Source organism: Mediterranea sp. ET5 (genome assembly GCF_023337025.1).
In the GTDB taxonomy this organism is placed as follows: Bacteria; Bacteroidota; Bacteroidia; order Bacteroidales; family Bacteroidaceae; genus Phocaeicola_A.
Window position 1 is genome coordinate 87,487 of sequence record NZ_JAMBLN010000002.1, and the last position, 16,244, is coordinate 103,730.

Annotated in this window: 12 protein-coding genes; 4 read left to right on the forward strand and 8 right to left on the reverse strand. The window is 53.8% G+C overall.

The features are described from left to right. Positions 1–18 precede the first annotated feature (18 nt). The 4 genes from M3087_RS01845 to M3087_RS01860 all read right to left on the reverse strand — a co-directional run bounded on the left by M3087_RS01845 (position 19) and on the right by M3087_RS01860 (position 4,428). Entirely contained in the window at positions 19–339 is a 321-nt protein-coding gene (locus tag M3087_RS01845; RefSeq protein WP_106484965.1) for a hypothetical protein, read from the reverse strand. Positions 340–460: 121 nt separating this feature from the next. Next, on the reverse strand, positions 461–2,752 hold the full coding sequence (locus M3087_RS01850) for a bifunctional dihydroorotate dehydrogenase B NAD binding subunit/NADPH-dependent glutamate synthase (protein WP_249093328.1): 2,292 nt from the start codon (positions 2,750–2,752) through the stop codon (positions 461–463). 428 nt (positions 2,753–3,180) lie between these two features. After that, positions 3,181–3,507 (reverse strand): L-rhamnose mutarotase, encoded by a 327-nt coding sequence (locus M3087_RS01855; protein ID WP_106484963.1) that lies wholly within the window; start codon positions 3,505–3,507, stop codon positions 3,181–3,183. A 33-nt stretch (positions 3,508–3,540) separates the two neighbouring features. Beyond that, complete coding sequence (locus M3087_RS01860; RefSeq protein WP_249093330.1) at positions 3,541–4,428, reverse strand: glucosaminidase domain-containing protein; 888 nt, start codon at positions 4,426–4,428, stop codon at positions 3,541–3,543. Positions 4,429–4,599: 171 nt separating this feature from the next. Between M3087_RS01860 and M3087_RS01865 the strand changes: the two genes are divergently transcribed. Beyond that, entirely contained in the window at positions 4,600–5,067 is a 468-nt protein-coding gene (locus M3087_RS01865; protein ID WP_249093333.1) for a cytidine deaminase, read from the forward strand. Between the two features lie 162 nt (positions 5,068–5,229). Here M3087_RS01865 and M3087_RS01870 read toward each other — a convergent pair whose 3' ends face one another. Then, entirely contained in the window at positions 5,230–6,750 is a 1,521-nt protein-coding gene (locus M3087_RS01870; RefSeq protein WP_249093336.1) for a DUF4301 family protein, read from the reverse strand. A 139-nt stretch (positions 6,751–6,889) separates the two neighbouring features. On the opposite strand from M3087_RS01870, the gene M3087_RS01875 reads away from it, so the two are divergent. From M3087_RS01875 to M3087_RS01885, 3 genes are all read left to right on the forward strand, one after another. Continuing rightward, positions 6,890–9,106, forward strand: a complete 2,217-nt coding sequence (locus tag M3087_RS01875) for a RelA/SpoT family protein (RefSeq protein ID WP_106484960.1) — start codon at positions 6,890–6,892, stop codon at positions 9,104–9,106. Positions 9,107–9,204: 98 nt separating this feature from the next. Beyond that, positions 9,205–9,744, forward strand: a complete 540-nt coding sequence (locus M3087_RS01880) for a nitroreductase family protein (RefSeq protein ID WP_022384561.1) — start codon at positions 9,205–9,207, stop codon at positions 9,742–9,744. A gap of 36 nt (positions 9,745–9,780) precedes the next feature. Then, on the forward strand, positions 9,781–10,182 hold the full coding sequence (locus M3087_RS01885; protein WP_249093339.1) for a DUF1573 domain-containing protein: 402 nt from the start codon (positions 9,781–9,783) through the stop codon (positions 10,180–10,182). Positions 10,183–10,532: 350 nt separating this feature from the next. Here M3087_RS01885 and M3087_RS01890 read toward each other — a convergent pair whose 3' ends face one another. The 3 genes from M3087_RS01890 to M3087_RS01900 form a co-directional block, all read right to left on the reverse strand. Then, positions 10,533–13,178 carry a transglutaminase domain-containing protein gene (locus M3087_RS01890; RefSeq protein ID WP_249093343.1) on the reverse strand — a complete coding sequence of 882 codons (2,646 nt, stop codon included), beginning with the start codon at positions 13,176–13,178 and terminating at the stop codon, positions 10,533–10,535. Between the two features lie 124 nt (positions 13,179–13,302). After that, on the reverse strand, positions 13,303–14,130 hold the full coding sequence (locus M3087_RS01895; protein WP_249093345.1) for a transporter substrate-binding domain-containing protein: 828 nt from the start codon (positions 14,128–14,130) through the stop codon (positions 13,303–13,305). A gap of 18 nt (positions 14,131–14,148) precedes the next feature. Beyond that, a complete protein-coding gene (locus M3087_RS01900; RefSeq protein WP_249093347.1) occupies positions 14,149–16,215 on the reverse strand; it encodes a putative porin in 2,067 nt (688 codons plus the stop codon). Between the last annotated feature and the right edge of the window lie 29 nt (positions 16,216–16,244).

The window sequence follows — 16,244 nt, forward strand, 5'->3', positions numbered from 1 at the left end:
GGGGAAAGGGGATTGGGTTTATTCTTCTTTCTCCGCCGGAGCAGGATGTTCCGTGTTCCAGGTCTTGTAAAGGTTCACCAAGGCATTCAGACCGAAAGCTTTCATGTTGTTGTGATAAATCACGTCGATGCAGAGGTCCAGCAAATCCTTGCAGTTGCATTCAGCGGAAGCTATCAGGGAACGGACGTTGAGCTTCAGCTTGTCAAGCACACTTTCGTCGACAATCCCGTTGCTGTCGATGAGGTGTTCAAATAACGCATATTTGCGGATGGTCTGTAGATGTTCTTCGGAAATCTCCAGGTTTCGGGTTCCTGTCGGGTTGGTCTGTATGGTATACATAGCTTATAGGGGTTTGGTTTGGTGTGACAAATGTATAAAATTCCTCCGAGAGCGTCGGATTCTCGGAGGAATTATTTAGTGCTGGCAGATGTAGCTGCCCGATGGTATCCGGTACAGGATGTCAGTTGCCGGAGAGCTGTTTGTGCATGGCTGCAGCAGCCCGCCGTCCGTCGCCCATGGCCAGGATGACGGTTGCTCCACCGCGTACGATGTCACCGCCGGCATAAATGGTCGGGATGGATGACTGCATGTCCTCATTGACAGCGATTGTGCCTTTGCGACCCAGCTCAAGTCCCGGGATGGAGTGGGGGACAATGGGATTGGGCGATACGCCGACACTGACGATAGCCATGTCGATGTCTATCGTTTCGGTAGCTCCGGGGATGGGCACCGGACTGCGACGTCCGGAAGCGTCGGGCTCTCCCAGTTCCATCTTCTGCAGAACGACCTGCTTGACGGCACCCCGTTCGTCGGCAATGTATTCGATGGGGTTATGAAGCGTGATGAATTCCACTCCTTCCTCTTTCGCATGTTTGACTTCCTCCAGACGGGCGGGCATCTCCTGCTCCGAGCGTCGGTAGATAATCATGGCACGTTCCGCTCCCAATCGGCGGGCCGTACGTACCGAGTCCATGGCGGTATTGCCTCCTCCAATGACGGCGACGCGCTTGCCAAACGTCACAGGCGTGTCACTGTCTTCGCTGGCAGCATCCATCAGGTTTACGCGGGTCAGGTATTCATTGGAGGACATGATATTGATGGAGTTCTCTCCGGGGATATTCATGAAATTGGGAAGTCCGGCACCCGATGCCACAAAGAATCCTTTGAATCCGGCTTCTTTCAGTTCGTCGACACTGAGTGTTTTGCCGATGATGCAGTCTTTTACGAAGTGTACACCCATCTTGCTCAGATTCTCGATTTCCACGTCGACAATCTTGTTCGGCAGACGGAACTCGGGTATACCATATTTCAATACACCGCCAATCTCATGCAGTGCTTCAAACACCGTGACGTCGTAGCCCAGTTTCACCATGTCTCCGGCAAAAGACAATCCGGCAGGTCCGGACCCGATGACTCCCACCTTGATTCCGTTCTTTTCGGCTACACGAGGCAGTGCAATGTGTCCGCTTTCACGTTCATAGTCGGCGGCAAAGCGTTCCAGGTAACCGATGGCTACAGCAGGTTCGCCCATCTTGAGGTGGATACATTTCGATTCACATTGTTTCTCCTGCGGACACACACGACCGCATACAGCCGGCAGGGCGCTGGTCTCTTTCAATACACGGGCGGCTTCGAGGAATTCTCCACGTTCAATGTTCTTGATAAAGCCCGGGATGTTGATACCTACAGGACATCCCGTCATGCAAGTCGGATTGGCGCAGTCAAGGCAGCGTTGGGCTTCCACAACGGCCTGTTCGGCACTCAACCCACGGTTCACCTCTTCCTTGCGGCTGTGTGAACGGTACTCGGGATCCAACTCAGGCATGACAACCCGTTTGATAGCTGTACGTTCCTTGGGCTTCATGTTTTTACGCAATGCCACGCGCCATTCGGCATCGCGGCTGTCACGGTCTATCTCGGCCTGGCATTCATGTTCACCCTGGAAACGTTGCATCTCTTCCTGTTCTGCCTTTTTGAAAGCTCCCATCCGCTTGAGCATTTCGTCAAAGTCCACCTGATGTCCGTCGAATTCAGGACCATCGACACAGACGAACTTGGTCTTTCCCCCTACGGTGATGCGGCAGGCGCCACACATGCCTGTTCCGTCGACCATGATGGTGTTCAGGGAAACGTCAGTCGGAATGTTGTATTTCTTTGTCAGTATGCACACGAACTTCATCATGATGGCAGGGCCGATGGCAAAGCACTTGTCGACCTTTTCACGTTGGATGACACTTTCGATACCTTCCGTCACAAGTCCCTTGCGCCCGTAAGAACCATCATCCGTCATGATGATAACTTCGTCAGAACTCTTTCGCACTTCGTCTTCCAGAATAATGAGGTCTTTGCTACGTCCTGCCAACACGGAGATGACACGGTTTCCTGCTGCCTTCAATGCCTGGATAATGGGGAGCATGGGAGCGACGCCTACACCACCTCCGGCACATACTACCGTTCCGAAGTGTTCGATGTGCGTAGCTTGTCCGAGCGGTCCCACGATATCGGTGACCTCGTCGCCGACGTTCAGTTCGCAGAGTCGGGTGGACGACAGACCCACTTTCTGAACTACGAGTGTAATAGTGCCTTTTACGGGGTCCGCTTCTGCAATTGTCAGCGGCATGCGTTCTCCTTTTTCTCCCACACGTACGATGACAAAGTGTCCTGCTTTACGTGATTTTGCAATCAGAGGAGCTTCGACTTCTATTTTGAAGACTTTCTCTGAAAATTGTTCTTTCGAAATGATCTTATTCATGTTTGTTCTAGTGCTTTAAGTATCTATCTAAAAAAGTTGGCGTATAGAAACTTCGCAAAGATAGTGGCTTTTGACGTATTGCCCAAAAGTATCTTCCTAAAATGCTCTGCCGAGACAGGCGTCAGCTAGCAAATTGTTATTGAATGGAACCGGTTTGAAACGTAATATCGGGCAGTAATGCCTGTTGGAATGAATCAGACGAGGGAATAGGTTGTCAGAAGGTAAGAGATGCAGAGACGATAACATTCTTTCGTATTGTCAATGAATCTTGGGTTCCGGTGAATGATTGATGCCGGAAAGAGATAATGGATGTGCATGTGTCAAGTCTCCGTCGCAGCAAACGAAAGTCCTGCATGGCATATTTTCGGAAGATAGAGCTCTTGTCGGATGCCATTCAGGACTTCATGGACGGGTGCCTGATGCGAGGGTCAATCCAGATGGAATACTTCCTCCATGGTCGCCCACCATTCTCCTTCCGCCCGGCTTTCGAGAGGCTGCTGGCACGGCTCGCAGAAGGTCCACCAGCGTTGCGTCTCGGGGTCAGCTGCCATCTTGGCCATGTCGGCAGCATAATCGTTGCCGGTATATTCGTAGTAGCTGAACAGATAGCCGTCCTTGTAGTAGATGCTATAGTTCTGCAGGTTGCACTCTTTGATCATTTTCTTTACCGAGTCCCAAACGGCAGCGTGTAACCGCTTGTACTCTTCCAGGCGGCCCGGAGCCACCTTGATTACACTTCCATAACGTTGTACCATGGTGATTAGTTTTTATAGTTTTCAGGTTCTTGTTCATCGCAGCCGCAGGTAGTCACCTACCCGGGGCATATAGTCTTCGTCTTTATCGTTCAGTTTATACAGGGATTTCAGGCGCATGCCATAAGTCTGGGCGATGGAATACATCGATTCTCCTTGTTTCACCCGGTGGATGATATGTGGTTTGGGAGCCTTCCGGTGTTTCTTCTCCAGGTAGACAATATCTCCGTCGCGAAAGCGATAGTCCTTGTAGAGGTCATTGTATTTACGTAGCTTGCGCTTGGATATTTCAAACTCGTTAGAAAGCGATTCGAAGGTGTCTCCATCGCGTGCTATCACATAGAGAAGACCGTTGGCGAGGAGCGGTTCGTGGACGAAACGTACCGGTTGGTCATACTTGCTTCGTCCTTTTTTGGTATCCAGCTCATCCAATTCATACAACTCAATGATGGAAATCAGCTGGTCGGCATAACGTGGGTTCGTGGCATAGCCTGCCTTCTTCAATCCCCGTGCCCAGCCTTTGTAGTCGGTGGTCTTCAGCTTGAACAGGAACGAGTAGCGTCCCCGTGTGGTGAGAAACCGTGAATGGTCCTCGTAGGATTCCCGGACTGATTTGTACGCACGGAAACATTCTCCCCGGGCATCATCGTCGTGGTAGACGGTACGGCCATTCCAGTTGCCGCCACATTTGATGCCGAAGTGGTTGTTCGATTGCCTTGCCAGCTGGCTGCGTCCGGCCGCGCTCTCCAGCAGTGCTTGTGACATGGTGATGCTTGCCGGAATCCGATAGCGCGACATCTGTTCGACGGCGAGGTCCTTGTATTTATGGATATAGTCCTCGTAGAGCTTAGTCCTGGTCTGTGCAGTCATGGTCAGGACTGTGCCCAGGCAGGCCATCCCCGCTAACCAATATCTGAGTTGCATACGTCAATTCGTTTTGAGTTTGTGCATTACTTGAATGGATAATCACTTTTGACGCAAAGTTAATGGAATCTGTATGTCACGTATCTATCTGATGGAAATTCTTGTGTAAACAAAACATTTCTTTGGGCTTTTTGTCTATTTTTGTAGGCAACCAACATTCAGTCTGTGATTATGCAAAAGCTAGAAATCATTTGTCCCGTCCAGGTGTTGTCTGAAGAGGAATTGGCTGTTGCCGATTTGCAACTGGTGCGTGCCGCCTGTGAGGCAACTTCGCGCAGCTATGCTCCCTATTCCTCCTTCTCGGTAGGAGCAGCCTTGCGTCTGGCTGACGGGATAGTCATCCAGGGAAACAACCAGGAGAATGCAGCTTATCCGTCGGGATTGTGTGCCGAACGGACGGCGATGTTTTATGCGCATGCCGCACATCCGGAACTTGCCTTTGACACGCTGGCGATTGCGGCTCATGACGGGAAAGGCTTTACCGCCCGTCCGGTCACTCCCTGCGGAGCTTGTCGTCAGGTGATGACGGAGATGGCAAAAGCCTCCGGGCATGCCTTTCGGGTGCTGCTGTATGGCACGGAGTGTATCTATCTCCTGGAGGATGCCCGTATGCTCCTTCCACTCTCCTTTGACCTTTGAACCAATCAGCCACGGTGAATTGCCGAACAGCTTTCTTTATGTTCCAAACGCCAGAGACTCTTTGGGCGTCGGTGCCGATACGGGTGATACGAAGAGAAGGTGTATCAGAATTGGATTTTCCATTTTGATACACCTTCTTGGGTATGTATTCAGTCTGAAGGACTATTGATGCTGCTCACGGAGGAGATCATTGACGGTCTTCACCGGATTGAACGTGCTGAGAGGTACTTCCACAAAGACGGTGTTCCAGTCGCTCATGGAGCCGTTCCACAAACCGGGGAGTTCGAGAGCCTTCAGGTCTTTGCCATTCTTCGATTTGTAAGAGATGAAGCCGGTGTTGGGGTCTACATACTTGGTCAAGTCAAACTTGTTGCCCTTGTAGTCGCGTACGGCACAAACCAAGTCTACGGGATTGAAATGGGTCCCTTTTTCAAACATGGCTTTCTTCGCCGGATCCTTCATGTCAATCTGTGAGCTTTCGAGGATTTGCAGCGATACGGTGCCGTCTTGGTTGTATGCCAGGAACGGACCACCACCCGGTTCGCCTACATTCTTTACCATACCGCAGACGCGCATCGGACGGTTCAACTTCGATTTCAGGTAGAGCACGAGGTCTGCATCTTCCAGGTTCTTGATGTCCGAACGGCGGCAATACAGCTCCTGCTGAACGAAGCGAATCATTTCTTCAATCTGCTCGTGAGTATATTTGCCACTGTCAATGAGGCGCAGATACTCGAAGGCGCGTTCCTGCAACGTTACCAGGACGCCTGCAATCAATTGTTTGTAGGTCACGGTGTCATCTTTCAGACGGTCGGGAACCACATTGTCGATATTCTTGACAAAAATGATATCTGAATCCAGATCGTTCAGGTTTTCGATGAGTGCTCCGTGACCACCGGGGCGGAAGACGAGACGGCCCTTCTCATCGCGGAACGGATGGTTGTCCATGTCGGCTGCCACCGTGTCAGTGCTGGGCTTTTGTTCCGAGAATGATACGTGGTAGGTTACTCCGTACTTGGCTGCGTATTTTTCGGCTTTCTCCGCCACCAGTTTCTCGAAGAGGGCGCGATGCTCGGGGGACACCGTGAAGTGGACGTTCACCTGTCCGTCGGCACCGGCTGCATAGAGGGCACCTTCCACCAGGTGCTCTTCCAGAGGGGTACGTGCTCCGTCTTCGTATTTATGGAACTTCAGCAAGCCTTTGGGAAGCGCACCGTAATTCAGTCCTGCTGCTTCGAGCAGGTTGGCTGCAACTGCCTTGTACTCGCCGGCGGCAAGTAAGGCAGGAATATCCTTGCCCTGGTTGCGGAGGCATGCCTCGTTCAGGTCGTTGTAGAAAGCGAAGTGCTCTATCTGGGAGAAGAACTTCTTCTCGAAGTCGGTCTGAGGTTCGTTGTGGTCGCCGCCCAAAAATTCAAACATATTCTTGAACATGCGGCTGGCGGCACCCGATGCGGGGACAAATTTTGTGACCTTGTGTCCTGCTTTCTTGTAGTTCTCCCAGGCACGGACATAACCGTCCAGTGAACATGCGTCAGTAGCCATGATACCGTTGCCGATGGAAGCGGCTGCTTCCAGCTTCAAATAGGGGAACCCTTTCTCAAAACAAGCCAGCTGGGCAGCAATTTGTGCCTCGCTGATGCCTTTCTGTGCCAATAAGGCTTTATCGTCTTGTGTTAACATTATATATGGAGAATTTAAAGTTAATGCAAGTAATTGTTGACAAAATACCTAATTTTTCTGCCAAAAATATAAATATTTCCGAAGAGTAAAGCACAAAATGGATAAAAAAAGTACCTTTACATGCAAAATTTCTATTGCTATGGAAGAAAACGTTTTTTTCACTCCTGAGGAACACAAGAAACTATGCTTACTCTATAAGAAGCTTCTTCGGCTCTCTGACGACATGCTCCGTGAGGACGACTGCAAGAAGCTCAAAGGCATCCTGATTGAGGCTGCCCGCAACCAGTCACTCCGGCGCGATGTCTTCGGACTGAACCCCATCATCAAGGATATGGAAACAACTGTCATCGTGGCAGAGGAAATCGGCATGCAGCGTGCTTCCATCCTGGGCATCATGCTCCATGAGAGTGTGCGTGGGGGCTTTTACACGCCTGAACGGGTACAGGAAGAGTTCGGGGAGGACGTGGCAGGCATCATTCGCGGACTGATACGCATCAATGAACTTTATGCCAAGAGTCCGACCATTGAGTCGGAGAACTTCCGCAACCTGCTTATCTCTTTTGCCGAAGATATCCGCGTCATCCTGATTATGATTGCCGACCGTCTCAACGTGATGCGGCAAATCAAGGACTCACCCAACGACGAGGCGCGTGTCAAGGTGGCAAACGAGGCCGCTTACCTCTATGCTCCGCTGGCACACAAGCTTGGACTCTACAAACTCAAGTCGGAGCTGGAAGACCTCTCACTGAAGTATACTCAGCATGACATCTACTATCACATCAAGGAGAAGCTCAACGAGACCAAGGCGTCACGTGACCGTTACATAGCTGCCTTCATCGAGCCGATACGCAAGAAGCTGGAGGAGGCGGGACTGAAGTTCCACATGAAGGGGCGCACCAAGTCCATCCACTCCATTGCGCAGAAGATGAAGAAGCAGCATACGACTTTTGAGGGCATTTATGATCTCTTTGCCATCCGCATCATCCTGGATTCTCCGCTCGACAAGGAGAAGCAGGAGTGCTGGCAGGCTTACTCCATCGTCACCGACATGTACCAGCCCAACCCCAAGCGACTGCGTGACTGGCTGTCCATCCCCAAGAGCAACGGGTATGAATCGCTCCACATCACGGTGATGGGGCCTGAAGGCAAATGGGTCGAAGTGCAGATACGTACGGAGCGGATGGACGAGATTGCCGAACGCGGACTGGCTGCTCACTGGCGCTACAAGGGGGTCAAGGGGGAAGGAGGACTCGACGAGTGGCTGAACTCCATCCGCGAAGCACTGGAGAACAGCGACAACGACATCCAGGCAATGGACCAGTTCAAGATGGAGCTGTATGAAGACGAGGTGTTCATCTTCTCGCCCAAGGGAGACCTCTACAAGTTGCCCAAGGGGGCTACGGTGCTCGATTTTGCGTTCCACATCCATTCGAACCTGGGCTGCAAGTGCATCGGGGCGAAGGTGAACGGACGCAACGTCCCCATCCGGCACAAGCTCCAGAGCGGCGACCAGGTCGAAATTCTTACGTCGAGCACACAGACCCCCAAGCAGGATTGGATCAACATCGTTACCACTTCGAAAGCACGCACCAAGATACGGCAGACGCTCAAGGAGGTTGCCTCCCGTCAGGCTGCCTTTGCCAAAGAGACACTGGAACGCAAGTTCAAGAACCGCAAGCTGGATTATGACGAAGCGGTGATGATGCGGCTCATCAAGAAGGAGGGCTTCAAGGAAGTGACCGACTTCTACCAGAGCATTGCCGACGAGACGGTCGATGTGAACGACTTTATTGACAAATACGTCGCCATGCTCCGGCGTGAGAATGAGCAGCCTGCCGAACTCCCCCTGCGCAGTGCCGAGAACTATAACATCCAGCTTCCGGTTGAAGAATATACCAACACGAACAACGATGTACTGGTCATCGACCAGAATCTCAAGGGCATAGACTTCAGCCTGGCAAAATGTTGCAACCCGATTTACGGCGACGAGGTCTTCGGCTTCATCACCGTCAACGGCGGAATCAAGGTACACCGTTGCGACTGTCCCAATGCACCGCAGCTGCGTTCCCGCTTCGGCTACCGCATCGTCAAGGCGCGTTGGGCAGGCAAGAGCAAAGGACAGCTTTATCCCATAACCCTGACGGTGGTCGGACATGACGACATCGGCATCGTGAACAACATCACTTCGATTATCTCCAAGGAACCCGACATCCAGCTCCGTTCCATCGGCATCAGCTCCAACGACGGACTGTTCTCGGGCAACCTGACGGTGATGGTCGATGACACCTCGAAGCTCGAATCGCTCATACGCAAGTTGCGGACCGTGAAAGGGGTGAAGCAAATCAAGCGGAACTGACCGCATTCGAGAAGCATTTAAACAGCATTTGAACAACCGTTAAACGGCAAAATAACCGGGCGGCATCAGGCTGCCTTCCTTAAAAAACAAAGACTCAAATGGATTTCCTACAACTGACACAACTGAGACATTCCGTGCGACACTATGCCACACGACCCGTTGAACCCGAAAAGATTGACTACATTCTGGAGTGTGCCCGTCTGGCACCTTCCGCCGTCAACAAGCAACCGTGGCGCTTCATCCTGGTGCGCAGTGAAGAGGCACGCGCCAAGGTGCAGCGTTGCTATCCGCGCGAATGGTTTGCGGAAGCTCCCCTATACATTATTATATGTGCCGTAGAGACGGAAGCCTGGGTACGTCCGTGCGACAGCAAGAACCATGCGGACATCGATGCCGCTATTGCGACCGAGCACATCTGTCTGGCAGCTGCCGACCGGGGACTGGGCAGTTGCTGGGTATGCAATTTCGACAAGAGCATGTTGCAGGAACTTTTCCAGGTTCCTTCCGGTGCCCATCCCGTAGCGATAGTCCCCATCGGTTATCCGGCAGAAACCGAACGCCCCGAGCTCCGTCGCAAGCCGATGGAGCAGTTGTGCTGTGAAGACCGCTTCCCGGTGAACACGGACGAGACGAAATGACAGACTGAAATTTAACCAACCAAGCAACATAACAAAATGAAAAAACTACTGACCATCCTGGTGTTGCTCTTTGCAACGACCACCGTGCTTCTGGCACAGAACAACGACGCAAACAAGCCTGAAATGACTTTTGAAAAGACAACATACGATTTCGGTTCCTTCAAAGAGTCCGACGGACCCGTCACGTGTGTGTTCAAATTTACCAATACCGGTAAGGGCCTGCTGGTCATTCATCAGGCAATCGCTACCTGTGGCTGTACGACTCCCATCTATCCCAAGGAGCCGATTAAGCCCGGGGAGAGCGGTGAAATCAAGGTGACCTACAACGGAAAAGGACGTCGTGCCGGAGAGTTCGAGAAGTCCATTACCATCCGTTCCAACACAAAGGCACAGATTCATCGTCTGAAAATCAAGGGAAGCATGATTGCGGACAATTGACAATCCTCCCACCTCCGGCGGTGCAGACCGACATGAAGGGTTCTGCAGATGCCGGACGATAAAAGCAAACGAAGGCACAGAGCAGTCCATCGGTGAGTAGACACGATGGCTCTCTGTGCCTTCGTCGTTTGACGGGTCCGGGCTGTATGTCATACATGCCCGGGATAGATGGGATATAAGTACGGCTTAGATGGACCAAAGTATTATACTTAGACCCCCTAAGTATAATACTTAGCCTGCCTAAGTATAATACTTTGGTCCATCTAAGCCGGGGGTTGTCTGCGTCTGTCCCTGGGGTGGGAACGGTACAAGTGCCGCTTTCCCGACCCAGGCACAGGCAGACGGTCTGGTTAGAGCTTGTGAATCGTCTTCATGAGTTGCTCACCCAGTCCGATGGTGTAGCCTTGGGAGACAAATACCACCCGGTTGAAGGTGTCGGCAACCAGGAAGATGGGCAGCCCCTTGGACGCATCCAGCTTCATTTCGCGGATGATTTCCGCGCGTATCTTTCCATCCGGGTCCGTTCCCCAGGTCACGGTGGAGGGGAGTGGCGGGAAGTCTGACAGACGGAGCTTGTTCAATTCCTGCTTGTCCGGGCACAGGAATATCAGGGAGCGTCCCCATTTCTCGAAGTCCTCTTTCAGGGCAGCGATGTCACGCAGGGCATGGTTCGTCGGTTCCTGACCGACGCCCAGCAGCCCGACTACGTAGTAGCCCCGTCCGGTGGTAGAGAGCAGGGAGACAGCCGCTCCGCCTTGTGCAGGCAGGTAGAGGTTCTCCGAGTTGAAATTGCCGATGACCTGCACCTCGTCCTTACTCTCGCGCATGGTCAGGTCGACGAGACATTCCTCATCGGGGCGGATGGTGAAGAACTTCAGGTGTGCCAGCACGCTGCCGTTTGCCATGCGTGTTCCCGTGACGAGTGCATAGATGCCTTCATCGAGCGGTGTTCCCTCTTTCAGCAGGCTCTTCCAGGAAGTGCCGTTCTCCGGATAGTTCAGCAGACGGAGGCTGCCGCCTTCCAGCTTGGAGAGGGTGAAGTGGTTGTAGTACTTCGGGTCGTCCAGCCAGGAGGAGGGTGTGTAGGCGGCTTTCAGTGTGCCTTGGCGGGCGGTGGTAGCCTGGCTCTCTCCGGTCAGGTCGACATCTACCGGACGTTCCCCTTCGAAATATTGCACTTTCCCGGTCACCTCGTCGATGCGTGCCGGGACACCCAGGCTGCGTGCTGCCGCCACGTAGAAGATTTGCAGCGAATAGTCGTCGGCTACCCGTGCACGGCAGACACCGGCAGGTGAGAGGGGGATGCGTTGCGGGTTCCATTCGTTATGGAGTTGCACGTGCTCCCGGCACCAGTCGGCGAGGAGGGAGGGCTGCTGACGGATGGCTTCGGCTTCTTCCTCCGTGAAGGCTTGACGGATGACCTCTTTGTAGGGAAGCAGCATTTCGTTGGCTATGCGCGGGTTCAGCAGGTAAGGGTCGTAGATGGCAGGTGCGCAGTCGGAATCCTTGATGCGCAGACGGAAGTGCTCGTCAAGGGCGGCGGGTTCCACATCGCGCAAGTCTTTTTCCGACAGCATCTGCAACAGGCGGATGGCAGTGGAAGCTTCGTCCGGTGATACGTCGGCAAGGAAAGACTGGAGGGTGGCGTAGTTGCCGCGCGACCGGGTCAGCAAGGGGACCACGAGGCGGGCATCCAGTCCGTGTGCTTCAGCGAATGCCCGGGAGTCTTCCTCTGTCGGGAAAGTGGCGATGTAGGCATGGCGGACGGAGTCTTCGTAAGCGAAGCGGCGGTCGTTCTCGGCACGTTGCTCCGGCGTGACTTCCGGGATGCGTGGCTTCTCAGCCGGAGGGACGATGTCCAGGTCGATGTCGGTCTGCAGCTGTCCGGCGGACTGGTCAAGCGTGAGGACGAGTTCCCGGTCTTTCCCGAACGAACATTTCCGGTAGCCGAAGCGTCCGTCAGCTGAAGCCCAGACCAGCATGTCGCCCAGCCCTGCCGTCTGTGTCACCTTCCCTTCCCGGTCCGTCGTCTTGCGGGCGACGGTATAGAACTCCGCATAGTTGTAGAGCTTGAATTCCACCACGGCCCCTTCCACGGGCTGTCCTTCCGTGTCGCGGACGGTCACTGTCGCAGTCGCCGTGTCGGCATAGTTGCTGATGACATTGATTTCGGTATAGTTGTCATTCATCTCCATGACCTCCTCCGGTCCGTAGTAGTGGCCGAAGACCTTGGTGTGCATCAGCATGCCCCGGCTGGCAGGAGCGTTGAACCATGCCAGGTCGAGCACCGGTTCCGGTTCACAGGCACCCAGGAAGTGCCACTGTCCGTCGACCCACACTTCCACCCAGGCATGGTTGTCGTCGGTGTGAGCCCACCGGGGCGTGTAGACCTGACGGGCAGGAATACACATGGCGCGGAAGGCTGCTACGGCAAAGGTGGATTCCTCCCCACATCGTCCATAGGCGGTGCGGACGCTCGCCAGGGGAGCGCTGGTGCGCATGTCCGACGGCGTATAGGCTACCTTCTCATGGCACCAGTGGTTGATTTCCAGCACGGCTTCCCGGAGTGTGAGGTGCTGCAGCCGCGGTTGCAGCTCTCGGTAGAACACCGTACGGGCTGAATCGAGGTTTTCGTTGTTGACGCGATAGGGCAGGACAAAGTGGCGGAACTCCCGTTCGGGGATGTCCTTTCCCCAGGGCATTTCTTCCTGTGCCTTCAGGGCGGCACGCACCTGTTGCAGGTGGAAGTCGCCGGAGTAGTCGGTCAGGTCGCCCAGTGGCATGTAGGCATACATGAACTGCATGGCTTCCTGCTCCCGGGCAGTCATTGTCTCGGAAAAGACCTGGAAGATGTCGGTGTGTTGCAAGGCATTCTGCCGCTCTTCAAAGAAGTGTCGGGCTTCCTGCCGTTCGTTGGTGTCGCTGATGAAGTGCTGTTGGCAGGCTGTCAGCAGCAGGAGGATGAGTGTTCCCCACGCATACGGAATACGGTTCATAAGTCTGTTGTTGTTTTTTAATGGTAGGACATAAGGTGAAAGCCATCCGGCTTTCGCTGCCAAAGTTAAGAAAGTGTAGACAAGGAAACAAGTTGACAAGGGGACAAGTTGACGGGGCGGTGCGTCAGTCGGCTACATATCTCTTTACCAGCCGTTGGAAGGCCTTTGTTTTCATGAACCCTTTCAGCCAGGTGTTGAGCGTGTCGCGCAGGGCTTGTGACTCCTTGCTGACGCCCCACCCGTAGAACTGGTTGAAGCTGATGGCTGTGTCGATGTCCAGTTGAGGGAACTGGCCGATGAGCTTGCGGGCGATGCTCTCTTCACAGATGGCATAGTCGATGTCTCCGTGTGCCACCAGGGCGAGCAGCTGCTCGCTGCCGTACCTGGGTACTTCCTCGATACGGATGGTGTCGGCAATCTCCATGGCAAGATTCCGGATGCGGTATTGGACGGGTGAACCTTCCGGTACGTAGACGGTCTTACCGCCCAGGTCCAGCTGGGTGCGGATGTAGAGACTGTCGTCTTCCGACTGAGGCTTGCGCTGTACCAGGACCTGCTTGTTGCGCAGGATGGGGACCGTAAAGAGCAGGAGCGAGTCTTTCTGTTCGCTGGTGATGAGCAGGCTCCCGGCAATCAGGTCGAAGGTGCCGTGGTTGATGCCCTCCATCTGTGTTTCCAGCTCCATCTCCGGCTTGATGTCCGCCTTCAGCCCTTTGGCACGTGCGAAAGCCCGGAGCAGTTCGTAATGGAATCCGGTAAGCGTGTCGTCCTCCACGAAGTAGCCGATGGAGTTGTATTCCGTCGTGGCACGCAGGACACCCGAACGGATGATGTCTTCATAGGAGCGGGGGCTGCCGGAATCAGCCGCAGGTGCCGCCGGCCAGAGAAAGGCGACAGCCAGTGCCAGGACGCCTCCGGCAATGAAACACGGTGTCAGGAATTTCTTCTTCATGGCATGGCGGCAGGCTGGTTAGTTGAAGAAGTTCCACGAAAGACCGAACTTGAACCACATCGGGTTGAGCGGGTAGTGCGGTGCCAGGAAGTAGTTCGACTTGCCCATGCCTTCCGACACGTGATACATCATGGCATAGATGCGTGTGTGTTTCAAGTGGAGGTTGACGTAGGCATTCACGATGGGGTAGTTGCCGATTTCGATGCGGTCGTTCGGGTTTTGCAGGTAGAACTGTCCGATGGCAGGCGCATAGTCCGGAGCGTAATACTTCGTGAAGTAGCGGACGTCGGCTCCCAGCTCTACGGACAGTACTTTCTTGGCAAGCTTGAACTTCAGGTAGAGGTTGCTGTAGAGCGACAGGTCGGGCAGGGGCAATACATCCTGATTGCTGCTCTTCTGATAGGTGATTTCATTGTCCCAATGGAAGATGCCCAGTGCCAGGTCTTTCTTCAGCGAAGCGGTCAGCACCTGTATGTTGTCGCCACACTGGCTGACGCGTACATTGTGCCGGTAGGCGGTTGCCCCGTTGTTGTCATAACCTTCGGCAGCGTTGTCGAAGTACGTATAGTTGCTGATGTTCTCCACTCCGACACTGAGCAGGATGTCTGCCTTCTTGGAGCGGAGCTCGCCCTGGATGCGTGTACGCAACTCCTTGCTCAGGTCGTTGTCCCACCACAAGTGGCGCGAGTGGTAGTGGCGGTAGTAGAACGACGGATTGATGCGGCGGGTGTACGCCATGGCTGCCAGCTGGATGGTGTCCTTGAAGAGGCGGAAATTCAGGTCGGCATGTCCTGTCAGGTTGAACGTACCGATGTCTTCTCCCGTCAGGGCGGTCTCTCCGTAGACGCGGTAGTGCAGCGTCTTGCCCTGCTCTTTCAGCAGTTCACCACCGACACTCAGGATGTTCTCAGTATATTTCCGGTCGTAACGGTCGGTAGCTGCAGTGAGGGTGTCGACCAGGTGATAGCTGCGCATCTCGTAGTTGACGAAAGCGGTCAGTCCGGCTTTTGCCCACTTGTTGAAGCCTTCGCGCAGGGCGATGGCGAACGTATTCTTCAAGGATGTGTGGCGGGTGACGTCACGCTGGTACTCACTGCCGAAGAAGTCGTTGGCATAGTAGTCGGCAGGTGTGTTGTAAGCAATGAACTGCCGTTCGTAGTTGCTGTATTGGAGGGTATGGATGAAGCTGGTCACCGGGATGAAGTTGTCATAGTGTTGAGACGTATCCTCCGGAGCTTCATAGAATCCCAGGTTGTAGCGGTGGTTGAAATAGACGTGGAAGTTGTCGTTGCGGTTCCAGGTCTGCTCCAGGTTGGTCGGGATGTCCGACGGTGTGTAGGAGCTGGAGTTGGGGAGGTCTTCCGGATTGGTGATGTATGTATCGTCGGCAATACCGCCATTCTCTGCCATCTTCATGTGGTTCTTGCTGAAGAGGAAGTGGTAGTCGTACTTGTCTCCCTGGTAGGACGAGAAGAGCGTCCCGTTGAACAGCGAGGTTGCCTGGTTGTTGTACATGCCCCGCCCGTATACGTAGTCAAAGCGGAAGCCGAAGTTCAGCTTTCGGTTGGCGTTTACACCAAAGTAAGCCGTGAAGCGGTCTTCACCGTTCTGCTGGTTACCTCCCGAAAAGTAGGAAAGGTTGGCGAAGGGAGACTTGGTGTTGAGGAAGCGGAACTGGTCCACCGGCACGATGAAGTAATCGTACGGGTCGGTGAAGACGAACTGGGAAGCCTCCTGCCGATGAAAGAAGATGCGCGAGAGTCTGGGCGAACCGATGTTTCCCAGGTAGTTGTACTCACCGTTCAGTCCGTCGGTGAACTGCACGTTCTGGAACTGGTGCATCAGTGTGTCGACCTCTACCTCCGTCGTGTTGCCGAAGCGGGGGTCGATGGTCCACATCTTGAGTCCGATGGGTACGGTTTTCGAGTCGACCGTCGTCGTATCTTCGTGCTGGCGGTCTCCGTTCTCGTTGATATAGCGCGGACCGTCCGGTGTCTGTTCATACAGTTGGTTATAGTTTTGTGCAGCCAGGTCATTTCCGAACATGCCTGCCAACAGGGCTAATATAAAGAGTATTCTTTTCATAATCGGCTGCAAAGTTAACTAAAAAAGTA

Coding starts and splice junctions, on each gene's coding strand:
- M3087_RS01845 (WP_106484965.1), bottom strand. CDS start 339: ATGTATACCATACAGACCAACCCGACAGGAACCCGAAACCTGGAGATT.
- M3087_RS01850 (WP_249093328.1), bottom strand. CDS start 2,752: ATGAATAAGATCATTTCGAAAGAACAATTTTCAGAGAAAGTCTTCAAA.
- M3087_RS01855 (WP_106484963.1), bottom strand. CDS start 3,507: ATGGTACAACGTTATGGAAGTGTAATCAAGGTGGCTCCGGGCCGCCTG.
- M3087_RS01860 (WP_249093330.1), bottom strand. CDS start 4,428: ATGCAACTCAGATATTGGTTAGCGGGGATGGCCTGCCTGGGCACAGTC.
- M3087_RS01865 (WP_249093333.1), top strand. CDS start 4,600: ATGCAAAAGCTAGAAATCATTTGTCCCGTCCAGGTGTTGTCTGAAGAG.
- M3087_RS01870 (WP_249093336.1), bottom strand. CDS start 6,750: ATGTTAACACAAGACGATAAAGCCTTATTGGCACAGAAAGGCATCAGC.
- M3087_RS01875 (WP_106484960.1), top strand. CDS start 6,890: ATGGAAGAAAACGTTTTTTTCACTCCTGAGGAACACAAGAAACTATGC.
- M3087_RS01880 (WP_022384561.1), top strand. CDS start 9,205: ATGGATTTCCTACAACTGACACAACTGAGACATTCCGTGCGACACTAT.
- M3087_RS01885 (WP_249093339.1), top strand. CDS start 9,781: ATGAAAAAACTACTGACCATCCTGGTGTTGCTCTTTGCAACGACCACC.
- M3087_RS01890 (WP_249093343.1), bottom strand. CDS start 13,178: ATGAACCGTATTCCGTATGCGTGGGGAACACTCATCCTCCTGCTGCTG.
- M3087_RS01895 (WP_249093345.1), bottom strand. CDS start 14,130: ATGAAGAAGAAATTCCTGACACCGTGTTTCATTGCCGGAGGCGTCCTG.
- M3087_RS01900 (WP_249093347.1), bottom strand. CDS start 16,215: ATGAAAAGAATACTCTTTATATTAGCCCTGTTGGCAGGCATGTTCGGA.